Source organism: Bartonella sp. TT29SHDZB, from assembly GCF_042193395.1.
GTDB lineage: Bacteria > Pseudomonadota > Alphaproteobacteria > Rhizobiales > Rhizobiaceae > Bartonella.
Genome location: NZ_JBHILQ010000022.1, coordinates 1 through 14602 on the forward strand (window position 1 = coordinate 1; position 14602 = coordinate 14602).

Annotated in this window: 7 protein-coding genes and 2 pseudogenes; 4 read left to right on the forward strand and 5 right to left on the reverse strand. The window is 38.0% G+C overall.

The window, feature by feature from the left end; translation table 11 throughout:
* From ACFIJJ_RS08140 to ACFIJJ_RS08160, 5 genes and pseudogenes are all read right to left on the reverse strand, one after another.
* Positions 1-254: pseudogene (locus tag ACFIJJ_RS08140) on the reverse strand (late control protein); the annotation flags it as partial.
* Entirely contained in the window at positions 245-499 is a 255-nt protein-coding gene (locus tag ACFIJJ_RS08145; RefSeq protein WP_375646577.1) for a tail protein X, read from the reverse strand. The gene ACFIJJ_RS08145 and the pseudogene ACFIJJ_RS08140, both read right to left, overlap by 10 nt.
* A complete protein-coding gene (locus ACFIJJ_RS08150) occupies positions 496-957 on the reverse strand; it encodes a phage tail protein (RefSeq protein WP_375646579.1) in 462 nt (153 codons plus the stop codon). Before ACFIJJ_RS08150 ends, ACFIJJ_RS08145 begins: the two co-directional genes overlap by 4 nt.
* A gap of 156 nt (positions 958-1113) precedes the next feature.
* Positions 1114-1488: a hypothetical protein gene (locus tag ACFIJJ_RS08155; protein ID WP_375646580.1), complete on the reverse strand. Its 375-nt coding sequence runs from the start codon at positions 1486-1488 to the stop codon at positions 1114-1116.
* 755 nt (positions 1489-2243) lie between these two features.
* Positions 2244-3374, reverse strand: coding sequence for a metallophosphoesterase (locus ACFIJJ_RS08160; RefSeq protein ID WP_375646581.1), 1131 nt, complete (start codon positions 3372-3374; stop codon positions 2244-2246).
* A 773-nt stretch (positions 3375-4147) separates the two neighbouring features.
* On the opposite strand from ACFIJJ_RS08160, the pseudogene ACFIJJ_RS08165 reads away from it, so the two are divergent.
* The 4 genes and pseudogenes from ACFIJJ_RS08165 to ACFIJJ_RS08180 all read left to right on the forward strand — a co-directional run.
* Positions 4148-4924, forward strand: a pseudogene (locus tag ACFIJJ_RS08165) (autotransporter outer membrane beta-barrel domain-containing protein); the annotation flags it as partial.
* A 2202-nt stretch (positions 4925-7126) separates the two neighbouring features.
* Entirely contained in the window at positions 7127-10441 is a 3315-nt protein-coding gene (locus ACFIJJ_RS08170) for an autotransporter outer membrane beta-barrel domain-containing protein (protein WP_404978552.1), read from the forward strand.
* A 159-nt stretch (positions 10442-10600) separates the two neighbouring features.
* Complete coding sequence (locus tag ACFIJJ_RS08175; protein WP_375646583.1) at positions 10601-10738, forward strand: hypothetical protein; 138 nt, start codon at positions 10601-10603, stop codon at positions 10736-10738.
* 964 nt (positions 10739-11702) lie between these two features.
* On the forward strand, positions 11703-14602 hold a 2900-nt coding region (locus tag ACFIJJ_RS08180; protein ID WP_375646584.1), incomplete at its 3' end, for an autotransporter outer membrane beta-barrel domain-containing protein.

Consider the following 14602-nt stretch of genomic DNA (forward strand, 5'->3'; position numbering starts at 1 on the left):
ACCGATTCGACAACAAAACACCCCATAAAGGCACTGATGCTGTTCTCATAACCAAAGATCACCTGTAGCGCACTGTTGCTTGAGGGAACCTCTAAATCATTACCACTATCGTCAAACTCTGCTTCAAATGTATCGGCTTCATTACCGGCATGATCCGTAATGGTTGCTGTTAAAAGACGCTGGTAAAAAACCTCATGAACAGGTTTGTCTCCCACCTTGACCACAATAAAGGGGTGTGTGCGCATTAATCCCATAACCGCTTCACCATGCTTTGGGGATTAGACAACACAAATTCAGGCAAAATAACCGTTAAGCCCCGCGGTAAAAACACACCATATTTGGCAATCTCTGGATTGGCTTCCAGTGTGGCTTCTAAATAGCCTTTGAGTAAACCAGCTTTCCTCCGGTCTCTGAACACTGCCATGGCATGGTGAAAGCAGATAAGATCGAGGCTCATATCCTCTAGCTCTACAACAACATGTTTTTCTGGTATCTTCATAGAGGTTGTCCCACTTGGATTTGTCTCTCTTGGTATTGTCCTTGTGGTTTTCCGCCATTAAAAAAGGGCAAGAGCGTAATGGAATAGCGGATGCGCTGGGATTGACCAGAGCGACTGATATAGTCATGGTCTTTATTGATCGTGGTGATTACTACGGGTCCATGGAGAAGGACACTATAGGTGGTATCATTGATCCAATGAAGCATCTGGACCGGCTTTGCTCTTCGAATAGTTGTAGTGATAGCATCAATGGCTACACGATCACCAAATTCTTCTGGAAACCAAACCCCATGAATGGTTTTGGGATTATTGCCATAGCCGGTAAATTGCAAACTGGGTGCCTTGCCAAAACGCTCCATACAAACCCATGAGGCAGAAAACTCTTCTTCAAAGGATTGGAAATTCAGCCAGTCCACGTAAAATTGATGTGGTCCTAACATCATCAAAGGATCTCTCATAGGCTCCCTCCCATTGATTGTATCCCTTCCAGCACGTCATCTCTTTCGAAACGTATCATTGCATCTCTCCTACCATTGCGCCCTCCTAGCACTTCATCCCTCCCCTCATTGTGTTCTTTCCAGCACGCCGTCTTTTCCCTTATTCTGTAACCCGTATCATTCTGTCCCGCCATGCAGGGCATTGGCGCGTGCCCGTTGAATGGCATGGGCAACCGCACGACCAGTGACAACAGGATCACGGGCGCCATTGACATGCACCGTGACATTTTGATTGTGTGTGATGGTGGAGCGCTCTTTGCCTTTTGCTTCTGTGAAAGGGGAATTTGCACGCCCCGCCCCCGCAAATTGTTCTATGGGCTGGATTGGCGTTTTGCCCCCCAAAAAACTTGGCAAAAACTCTCTTAAATTAATGGACCCAATCCACCCCTTAATGCGATGAGGCAAAGATTTACAAAAATCGCTCAACTTTGTGATGGGTGCCATAAAACCATCAACAATCCAATTGGCTAAATCTTCGCCGGCTTGTTCCATACCAGCCTTGGCAGCATCAGAGAGCTTTTCGCGGGCAAAAAAGCTCTTTCTAAACTGAAACTTCTTAAAATTCCCTTTTTACACTTCTCTCAAAGCAAAGATAAAACTGCCAAAACATGTGAAAGTCATCTAAGGATAATTGCATGAGACCATAACCGCTATAAACAAACTCCAATATTTGTATCGTATTATTGTAACGATTTACTTACGTATAAAAGAAGAAGATAAAATTGTAATACAACTAAAAGTTTATACGGTTAATCAAGAGAAATTATACAGCATCACAAAACATCAATTGTTTGAAGATTATAAGTAAAAAATTGATCAAAATAAAAAGCTTTTCTTATGAAAAAGAAAAGTGTTGCCCATGAGTAGATATTATAAGCTCTAACAAAGGACATAACTTGATAATTATACCGCAACAAACTAATAGAAACAGCCTTCTTGATAATTCTGGACACCATGTGCTAGCAAATTATGAACATACCCTTGACAACCTCTCCTTTTCTTCAAAGATAAAAGCCTAAAAAGAAAAAATAGAATAACAAACCATTATTCTACTTTGTATTAAAGCTCAGTTCACATTAAACCATTGCACTTATAGCGTATAACCTGAAAGCTTAGCAGCTTTGAAAAAAATATGTCTGATTTTTCATTCTATTTCTCAGTAACATTTAGACACTCCTACTGCTCTTCAAGCCCGTACATATAATACATTTTTTCCCTCATGCTTTAAGACAAAGAAACAAATCCTATTATAACTTACTGCAACTTGCCGAAAATTGGGTGTCTTTCCCTATAACACCAAGATCTTTAATTAAAAGCGGTTTTCCTATTTCTCCATTATAGGCTTTAACGTGAATGGTCTTGCCTTTCACATCTAAGAGGTAATAATCTCCATTAAAAAGCGCACCAGCTGTATATATAGGGATATTTCCAAAAACCTTATCATTTTTCGCACGGCAATAAGACTGATAATGCGTGTGACCCACGAAAATTGCTTTAACATTATGAGAGGTAATAATTGACTTAAAGACCGACAAATCTTTAGCATTCTTTTTACGAATAAAAAAGGATTCACCATCAATAGAAGCAGCACGCGCATCATGAAAATTAATGATTGTCACTTTACCTCTTGCATCAGCAGCAGCTAAATCGTTCCTAAGCCAATCTAAAGATTTATTGATTTGCACTTCTGTAGACTGCCCCTTCAAACGAACCGTATAGCTTGGATAATTGTGAAGCTGCACATAGTGAACATCTCCATAATCCCAAGAATAACTCAAACTCCCCCTTATCGAGCGAATATTTTCACCCGAAATAGGAATCAAACTTTCAGTAACATCTGCATTGAAATGCGATAATTGACTACGGTATTTTTTGATTTCCGATACCATTCTTGAAACTGCACTTATAGCACAAGCATCTTTGTAAAAACTGAATTCTTGAGGATTTGTACAATTACCAACATTATTGGCATAATCGTGATTCCCTAGCCCCTCATAGACAGGTGCTCCTAGAGTTTTATAAACATGTTCATAATCATCATAGTTTTTTTGTTGTCCAAACTCCGTCAGATCACCATTGACAATATGGAATGCAGCCCTGTGCGCTTTTATCACACCAGCAACTTGCTCATTTATCTTTAACCATGGCTCTCTGTTTGATATTCCATTGGCATCACCAGAATTTAAACGCCACGGTTGCGGATCAGCCATAATAATAGCAGCATAATTTTTTGTAAGAGACTTTTCTTTCATCGACCAATCCATGAATGCATCATGATGAAGCCTCTTGTCTCTTTTTATTCTTTCAGAATCAAGATTAAAACAACCAGAGAGAGTAAAAGCAATCACGGTGATTACCAATTCAACTTTATATCTCATAAACCTGTCACCATAAAAACGTTACATATTTTTATATTAAAAAAAATTCCTCAGAAGCAATTTTTTAGATTTTCTTATCAAAAATGTGTCAAAAATTCGAAATAACGAAAGCAATAATCCTTCAATGAAGGTGCACTTTGATGATATAAAAGCACTGTTGATTTCAAGCCTTCAACTTCAAGAACTTTAATTGATTGAGATTTATAAGCTTGGGCTCGAGCTCTTTCAAATGTCATCGATACATCAACAGCTTATAAAAACTTAGTCATATACTATTAAAATATCCCCAACAGGAGAAAAAATGTATTCTTATACTAGAGCACCCAACTCCTTTGGATATCAAGATAAAATATATTAGAATATTATGATAAATAAGGTATAAATAATCAAAAGTTCTAGCAATAGTGTTTGAGTATTACCGTCATCACTCACTTTGACAAGCTATAAAAATGCAGAAGTATTACAGAAAATACTATCATTAATTTATAAAAATAATTTGAATTATGTAAGTATTGTAATAATATTTATTATTTCTATAATATATATTTACAATAAATTTAATTATATAATATAAATAATTACAAACACATTGTGTGTTAAATATAAATTCATACAAATTTAATATCAATTATTTTTTAATTTTGACAAAAAATCAAAAATGTCTTACCCAATAAAGACAATTACTGAAATTAATAACAACTATCCATTTTCACTTCTTCTTATTTAATTTGCGGGGAAATGAATATTTGGGGGCTCTCATAAGGGGAATACTAGTGTATAAAACATCTCTTTTATCATGCACAGCTACAGCCGCTATCATCCTGTTCAACATCCAGTTCAGTGCACATGCTGAAAATCTCGAAGTTTCTGAAGGAAAACAACAAGAAGTATCCGGAAAAACGTACGAGACTATTTATGTAAAAGACAAAGGAAAAATCACCGGTAGCACTGTAATTGTAACTGGAAACGAAAGCACAAATACAGATACAAGCAATGATAAGTATGTTGTAACAGTTGAAGGTGCTACCAGTGCGCTTGAATTAAATAACTTAAATATTCAAGGCACTGATTCTGATGTTCGCTTTGGTATTTCTGTAAAAGACGGCGCTAACATCAACCTGACTGGAGGAAACATTACAGCTTCTCAAACTGGCGTTTATATCGATGGTAGTAAGGATAATAGAAATATACTGCAAAATGTAGTGATATCAGATAATAAAAATGAAGCATCATCACTCCTTGGAATAGAAATAAACAACGAAAGTTTTATCACTTTAGAAAATGTAACAGTTAAGCAAGCAGAAACTGGTATACTTGCGGATGTCGTTTCTCAAGTTATAGTATCCGGAGGATCATTCGAAGGTAAAATGGATGGCGTATATGCTATGGGCGGCACCACCATTACTGTAGATGGCGGTACTAACATTACCTCATCTAATGGTAACGGACTCCATGCCGATGATGAAAATACCACCATAAAAATGACTGGGGGAAGCGTAACTGGAAAAGACGCAGCATTGTATACAAACGACGGTGGTCATATTAAAGTCACGGGTGGTACTCTAACAGCAAAGGGAAATACCACAAGTGCACCTACTACAGAAGGGGATAACCCTGCATATAATAAGGATACTAAAATTGAGAGTGGATTCGGCGCCTTGTCTCAAGGTGAAAACAGTGTAATTGAATTATCTGATACAAAGATCAATGATGCGATAATCGGGTTAAAAACACAAGAAAGTGGCGCAATCGCAATGACTGGGGGAAGCATTACAGCGTCCAAAGTTGGTGCATTCTTTTTAGATAGCAAGAGCAAAGAAAACGAACTGAAAGATGTAGTGACATCAAGTGGGAAAGATGATGCGCCACTAATCAATGGAATCAAGGCAACTAACAGTAATGTCACTTTAAATAATGTAACAGTGACGCAAGCACAAACTGCCATAGATGCATATGATTCCACAGTAAACGTCTTAGGAGGATCATTTGATGCAGAAAAAGCCGCAATATTTGCTCAAAACGGCGGCAACATCACTTTAACTGGCGGTGCAAAAATTACATCATATAATGATGCTGGACTCTATGCGGAAGGTTCAAAGTCCATCATCGAAATGACAGGAGGGAGCATCACAGCGAAAGAGGAAGCAGTAACGACAACATACGGTGGCCATATTACTGTTACAGATGTCACCCTAAAAACAAATGGTGATGGACTTGGTGTAGCTTCTGATGACCTTGGTAGCATGATTGAATTACTTGGAAAGACAACGATTAGTGATAGTGCAATCGGGCTTCAAGCACAAAACGGTGGTGTAATCAAGATGACTGGGGGAACCATTACAGCTTCTGCAGCTGGTGCTGGATTCTTAAACAGTAACAGTCGTGAAAACAAACTAGAAAATGTGACAATCTCGAGTGGTAAAGACGATGCGCCACTAAACGTTGGAATAAAAGCAGATAAAAGTACCGTCACTTTAAAAGATGTAACAGTAACTCAAGCAGCCGCCGGTATATTTGCAGATCATGATTCGACAATAACAATCTCGGGAGGATCATTTCATGCACAAAATACAACAATATCTGCTCAAAACGGCAGCGCCATCACTTTAACAAACGGTGCAAAAATTACATCATCTGATGATGTTGGATTCTATGCAAAAGATTCAAACTCCTCCATCACAATGATAGAAGGAAACGTCACGGGAAAAGCGAGTGCTTTGGTTGCTGAAGATGGTGGTCATATTACTGTTACAGATGTTACCCTAAAAACAAATGATAGCGATAAGTCATTTGGTGTATTTTCTAATGGCGCAAATAGTGTAATTGAATTGCTTGGAAAGACCACAATTAGTGGTAGTGCAATCGGGCTTGCATTCCAAAATGATGGCGCAATCAAGATGATTGGAGGAACCATTACAGCTTCTGCAGCTGGTGCTGGATTCTTAAACAGTAACAGTCATGAAAACAAACTAGAAAATGTAACAATATCGAGTGATAAAGACGATACGCCACTGAACTTTGGGATAAAAGCAGATAAAAGTACCGCCACTTTAAAAGATGTAACAGTGACTCAAGCAGCAGCCGGTATATTTGCAGATCATGATTCGACAATAACAATCTCGGGAGGATCATTTCATGCACAAAATACAACAATATCTGCTCAAAACGGCAGCGCCATCACTTTAACAAACGGTGCAAAAATTACATCATCTGATGATGTTGGACTCTATGCAAACAGTTCAAAATCCTCCATCAGCATGACGGGAGGAACCGTCACGGGGAAAGGTAATGCATTGGTTGCTAAAAATGGTGGCCATATTACTGTTGCAGATGTAACCCTAAAAACAAATGATAGCGATAAGTCATCTGGTGTATTTTCTAATGGCAAAGGCAGTGTAGTTGAATTGCTTGAAGGGACAACGATTAGTGATAGTGAAATTGGACTTACAACAAACGATGGTGGCACAATAAAAATGACTGGAGGAACCATTAAAACTTCTCTAGTTGGTGCTGTCTTCTCAAGCAGCAGCAATGAAAACAGACTAGAAGGTGTGACAATATCAAGTGGTAAAGACGATGCGCCACTGGGCTTGGGAGTAATAGCAGACCAAAACAGTATCGTCACTTTAAAAGATGTAACCGTCATGCAAGCAACCAATGCCTTAGTTGCAGATGATCACTCGACAATAACAGCCTCAGGAGGATCATTTCATGCACAAAATACAACAATATCTGCTCAAAACGGCAGCGCCATCACTTTAACCAACAATGCAAACATTACATCATCTGATAACATTGGACTCTATGCAAATAGTTCAAACTCCACCATCAGCATGACGGGAGGAACCGTCACGGGGAAAGGTAATGCATTGGTTGCTGAAAATGGTGGACATATTACTGTTGCAGATGTGTCTCTAAATGTTACAGATGTATCTCTAGGTGACGAAGATATATCGTCTGGTGTATTTTCTAATGGCGAAGGCAGTGTAGTTGAATTGCTTGAAGGAACAACGATTAGTAATAGTGAAATTGGACTTACAACAAACGATGGTGGCGCAATAAAAATGACTGGAGGGACCATTAAAACTTCTCTAGTTGGTGCCGGCTTTTTAAACAGTAACAGCAGCGAAAACAAGCTAGAAGGTGTAAAGATATCGAATAATAAAGACGATGCGTTACTGAACTTTGGAATAAAAGCAGATAAAAGTACCGTCACTTTAAAAGATGTAACAGTGTCTCAAGCAGCCGCCAGTATAGTTGCAAATAACCACTCTACAATAACGATCTCAGGAGGGGCATTTAGTGGACGTGCTGTAGGAGGAAGCGCCGAAACCAGCAGTACGATTATCTTAAAAAACAATGCTAACATTATATCATCTAATGGCGGAGGACTCCTTGCAGACGGTTCAGGATCTAAGATCATAATGACGGGAGGATCCGTAGCCGCGAACAAAACAGCGTTATTCGCAATCAACGGTGGGCATATTGATGCCACAGATGTTGCTCTAAAAACAGAGGGAAAAGGAAGCGGTGCATTTGTAAGTGGCAATGACAGCACAATTCAATTGCATGGTGATATAATAATTAACAATACTTTGGACGGCCTTGGAGCAGTTAACGGTGGTAAAATCATTAGCGAAAACTTATCGATAATCGGTGGTGAAGCACTTGAAGGCCCCGACAACGAACGCACTGGTATATGGACATCGGACTCTGGTAGTGAAGTTAGGTTAATAGGCAAAACAACCATTCAAAATGTCGATGAAGGTTTTTATGCAGACGGTGGAAGTAAAATCATTAGCGGAGATTTAACAATAACTGGTGGTGAAAGTAAACAACAAACCGTTGCTGTAAACGTTGCGGAACTTGGTAGTGCAATCGAATTAAATGGTAAAACAATCATTCAAAACTTTGATGTTGGTCTCACTGCAGAAAATAATAGCACAATTAAGATGACGAATGGTTATATTGGAGCAGCAGAGAATACAATAAAAAATAAAATAGAAGCAAAAAAAGTTGCACTATGGACAGCAGCTAATGGACATATTGATGTCGTGAATACTTCTATGATAGCAGGAGTTGCTGGTTTGCAATTTATAGCTCTCTCTAATCCTGATCTAGATTATCCAGATGATCCACAAAAACGTAAAAGCAGTGAAATCAATTTAACCAATGCAGATGTTCACGCTGAAAATGGTACTGGAATTTTTGTTGGAGCTTTTACTAACACAAACATGGAAGATATTCCAGGTTTGTCAATCGGTACAGTCAATCTCAAAAATTCAGAAATCCATGCTGATGTATTGTTAGGAGATGGTCTTTTCGAAGATCCAAAATCTTGGAAAAATGACAATTATTGGAACAATAAAGAGGTTAAAGCGATCTCCAATGGCGCCTTCACCTTAAGTGCTGATCAGTCTACTCTAGAAGGCAAAGCGAATATTGCTAAAGACAGAAATGTACGTTTTGATCTAAAAAACAAGACAACATGGACACTAAAGACCAGTACAAAAGAAAAAGATGCTGATGGCAATCTGCTTGATATTGCTCAAAGATCTCGTTCCGATATTTCTACGCTTAATCTCGATAACAGCTCTATTGTTTTTGATGGACTGGTAGAAGATCATTATCACACATTGCATATAGGATCTGGTAAACCAGATACGCAAGAAGTCTACAACGCCTCTGGTAATGCAAAGATTTACTTCAACATTGCTTGGAGTGATGGCGTAGCAAGTGCCGATCAAAAAACCGATAGACTTCTGATCCACGGTGATGTCTCAGGCTCCACAACAGTTTATATCAAAAGCGATTCAGGAGATGAAAGTAGTGTAGTCAATGCTGCTGATCCTTCCAATATAGGTGGTCTCTCGCTCATTCAAGTATCTGGAAAAGCACAAGAAGACTCTTTCAAACTCGTAAATGGCTATACCACAAGAAATCGTTTGCCTTATAAATATACGCTAACGGCCTATGGACCAGAGTCAAGCCACGGTACAGCCGATGTTGCACAAAGCCTCTTTGATGAAAAGAATGAAAATTTCTGGGATTTCCGCTTACATAAAGAAATTCTTGAAACGGATTCTGGTTCTGGTCCAAGTGTAATCGTCCCTGTAGCACAAACGGCCAGTTACTTAGTCATGCCAAATGCTCTCTTCTACACGGGACTAACCGATATGGCTAAACAAAACGCACTTTTAGCCACAATGAGAACATCTGTCTTAGGAAAAGAAGAGGAAAAACAAACCGGTTTCTTCCTCTATACTTACGGAAACACAGGAACCTTATCTTCTGAACGCGGACCTCTCAAATATGGTTATGGTGCTGATATCCGCTATGCTGCTCTCCAAGCCGGTGTCACATTAGCAGCAATTGAAGGGCAAAATACCACAACACATTTCGGTCTTGTAGGCACCTATGGGCGACTGTCTTTCACTCCAAAGGACATAGCGGATGCCAGTAAGAGCACATTGGATAAATGGTCACTAACAGCTTATGGCAGCGTGCAGCATGACAATGGTTTCTATATGGATACACTGTTATCCTATGGAATTCTAAAAGGAGATATCGGCAATGCTATCATTGGCAAAACCGCAAAATTGAAAAACGCCAAAATGTTGAGTATCTCCACCACTGTTGGCAAAGAGTTTGCAACTGGAATGAAAAGTTTAACATTTGAGCCACAAGCACAAATTGCTTATCAACATTTGATGTTTAATACCATTGAAGATGCTGATAATTTTACCGTTGATATGAAAAATCCTTCTCAATGGTTGATCCGTGTTGGTGGACGTTTGACAAAAACTATTTCCACTGAAAACAATCGTCCAATGTCTTTCTATGGAAAAGTAAACTTGATCAAAACTTTTGGTGATAATGGTACCATCCAGATTGGCAGAGATTTTGACCTTGATCCTATGGGACCTGCAGTTGAAGGCGGCGTTGGCATCAATGCGCAACTGTCTCACAATTTCTCCCTTCATGGTGATGTCAGCTATCAACAGAAACTTCAAAAAACTGGTATATCTGGAGCAAATTTCTCAGGCGGCATACGCTATCAGTTTTAACACAAAGCTGTAAAAGCAAGCCTATTCATTCTATTCAATTTAACAAAAAGGCAGCACGATATGCTGCCTTTTTTATTCTTGACACCCTTTCATAAAAAGATCGCTCGAATAGCTTTTGTTCTTTATTCTCCCAAGATCATCTCCATCAAGATTTATTGATTGACAAGGCTAGGTATTGTTTTTTATGCATACCAGATTGAAGTAGTTGCTCGTACACAGGCAAAAAAGCGCTTTCGTTATAATCCTGAAAAGACAGCTGTGGAAGGTCTTGCCAATTTGCTGGAATTGGGAGCGTGAAATGCGTGTAGCAGTCTTTGCGCAAAAGAATGAAAATATGCACTAAAGCGGGTGGTTATGCTTAAGGGTGAGAATAAATTCAGTGATTTTGAGAAATCTGCCCCTTACGCTGTCTTAGATATTGAATGGCATTTATCTCTCATAAACAAAAATGTCGCAAAGCGCTTCATCTCCAAGTGAAAGTAAAACTTTCAGAAAAAACACCTTATATGTATTTATTGATAAATCATATATGTTTATTGATAAATCGCGCTTGCTTCATAAAATCCCCTTCCCCTTTTTCTCAAAGCAAAAAGAAAATGTAAAGTTTTACTGTCGTAAGTAGATAAAAAGCACAAGCTACTATTATTTTCCTCTTACACAGGGAACATACTGCAAAATATTTCTTTACGCAGATAATTTAATTAAATACACCAAAAAAAACAAAGACATCAACCACTTTATCAAAATACTCAAGAAGAAACTAAGATTTATAAAAGCATCAATCAGTGCTCTTTAGCATATTTATAAAACACATTACATCCAATATAAAACACCTCAGATCTAAAATTAAGTAAACTTTTTTAATTTTTGCTGACGGCTGTTCCCAACGATGCTGCCCCCCTTTATTCTCCTTAATGCATCAAAATATATGACAAGTACTATGATACCCTTAAAAAGTACAAACAAATAACGATCATTTGCTTATAATATTGTCCTTAAATATCATTTTAATATTTTTAATTATATATTTAATACGTAATAACTAAAACTATAAATATAATATGAATTAAATGTAAATATATACAATTAATTATTATATTTTTTAATTTGACTATAAGTAAATTATAAAATAGTGAGTAGGAAGAATGTTTTTTATAGGCCATTATTTATTTTCTTATATTGTTTGTTCTTCTTACTAACAAGTGGAGATATGGAAAACAGGAAAAATATTTGTAGCTTAGTTTAAGTAAGGAGAACATAAATGTCTAAAAAATCTCTTTTATCGTATACAGCAATTGCAGCAATTCTATTATTTGGGACCTACCACAAAACACAAGCGGAAGAACTTAAAGAACTTAAAGTTTCTGATGGAAAAAAAATGGAAGTCTCTAAAGAAAGCTACGAGAATATTTGGGCAGAAACGGGTGGAAAAATCATCGGCAAGAATTTAAAGCTGGGGAGTAGCTCTCCAACACCACCATCTGTTACAACCGTTGTCACCGTTAAAGGATCCGATAGTTTGATTGAATTATCGGACAATACCATCATTGGTGCTCCACTTGGAACTAAATCTTCCTATGAATACGGCGTTAATATATCGGACAACGCTACATTCAAAATGACAGGAGGTTCTATCAATGTTGATAAAACCGCTATTCAGCTAAATGCTGGTAACGGAAATATGGAAAATGTCACAATAACAAGTGAAAACAGTGAACCCTATAACGCAATAAAAGCTGAAAAAAAAAGTAAACTCACTTTGAAAAATATAACTGTTAAAAAAGCAAAAAACAGCATCTTTGCAGATAACCAAACTCAAGTAACAGTTATCGATGGATCTTTTGAGGCAAACGAAACAGCAATCAATGCTCGAAACGGTAGTATCATTACTTTAAACAATAAGGCAAAAATCACATCACTTAACGGTGATGGGCTCAATGCCATTGGTGAGCAATCAAAAATTTTTATGACAGGGGGAACTGTTACCGGTAGCAATAGTGTATTATATACAAAAACTGGTGGATATATTAATGTTAAAGATGTTGTGCTCACAGCAAATGGTAAAGGAACAAAATTCGGTGCGTTTGCAAGAGGTCACAGCACTATTGAATTGAATGGTAACACAACAATTAAAAATGCTTCGATCGGTGTTAAAGCCGAAAGTGATGATGCGACAATCAAGATGACCGGAGGATCGATTGAGGTCACAGGAGACAAAGCAGTAGGTGCATCATTTCTTAACACCACCAGCAAAGAAAACACGCTGAAAGATGTAAAAATATCAAGCGGAAATGATGACTTTCTTATGGATAAAGGAATAAGTGCTGACAAAGGAAGTATTGTCACTTTAAATAATGTAACCGTCACGAAAGCAAAAAACAGCATCTTAGCAGATAACAAATCTCAAATAACAATCACCGGCGGATCTTTTGAGGCAAAAGGAGAAGCAATAATTGCTCAAAACGGCAGTAGCATTACTTTAAACAATGGTGCGAAAATCATTTCATCTGAGCATAATGCGCTGAGTGCCATTGGTGAGCAATCAAAAATTTTCATGACAGGAGGAACTGTTACTGGGAGTAATAATTCATTATATGCAACTTTGGGTGGATATATTAATGTTAAAGATGTTGCACTCACAGAAAATGGCGAAAGTTCAGTTACAGGCGCATCAGCTGAGGGCCCCAACAGCGTCATTGAATTAAAAGGAAAAACAACGATTACGAAGACTCTCTTTGGCCTTTATGTAACCGATGGAGGCAAAATCACAAGTGAAGAATTAACGATAAAAGGGAAGAGAACAAATATTGAGGGAATCGAACTGCCCAGCATGGGTGTAAATGCTGCTGCAAATAGCGTCATTGAATTAAACGGAAAAACAACGATTGAAAAAGTTGATTTTGGACTTGTCGCATCCAATAGCACGATTAAGATGGTCAATGGCGCTGAAAACAAAATAGATGCAACAATAATTGCACTAAAGATAAACAGAAATGGACATATTGATCTCGCAAATACTTCTGCAACAGCAGGGGTTGCTGGGGTGAATTTTGCAGATTTGTCTCAAAATAAGTTAAACGGCCTAAGTAATAGTAATCCACAAGATTGGCAAAACAGTGAAGTTAATTTGACCAATACAGATCTGATCGTTGAAAATGGTATTGGAATAAATACCGATGAATCAATGGGGAAAATTAATCTCAAAAATTCAAAAATCCTTGCAGATACGTTATTCAAAAACATAAAGCAGAAGACAAAACCTGTTGAAATGTTTACTTTAACCGCAGATCATTCTGTCTTACAAGGCGGTGTAAGAAATGACGAAAATGGGCAAACACGCTTTGATCTGAAAAACGACACAAAATGGACGTTGAAGATCAGTAACAATGAAAAAGATGATGATGGCAATCTCCTTGATATCGCTCAAAGATCTCGTTCTGATATTTCCACGCTTAATCTCGATAACAGCTCTATTGTTTTTGAGAAACCAACAGAAGATCATTACCAAACATTGCATATAGGTTCTGGTAAACCAAACACGCAAGAAGTCTACAATGCCTCTGGTGACGCAAAAATTTACTTCAACGCACAATGGAGTGATGGAGCACCAATCGCCGATCAAAAAACCGATAGGCTTTTGATCAATGGGAACGTCTCAGGCAACACATCAGTTTATGTTTCAGGACGCGTAGAAAAGAACAGTAGTCAAGCAAATACCTCTGCTGCTCCTAATGTACGGGGGCTTTCACTCATTCAAGTTTCTGGAAAAGCAACTGAAAACTCTTTCAAACTCGTAAATGGCTATACCACAAGAGGTGGTTTACCAGATATGTATACACTACGTGCCTATGGACCAGACTCAAGCCAAGGCAACGCCGATATTGCACAAAACCTCTTTGATGAAAAGAATGAAAATTTCTGGGATTTCCGTTTGCAACCCGAACTGCTTGACTCCAATTCTGGTTCAAATCCTGATCCTGAAACAAATATTCCTACCGTTGCCCCTGTACCACAAACAGCAAGCTATTTAGTCATGCCAAATGCTCTCTTCTACACGGGACTAACCGATATGGCTAAACAAAACGCGCTTTTAGCCAATATCAGAACATCTGTCTTAGGAAAAGAAGAAGAAAAACAAACCGGTTTCTTCCTCTATACTTA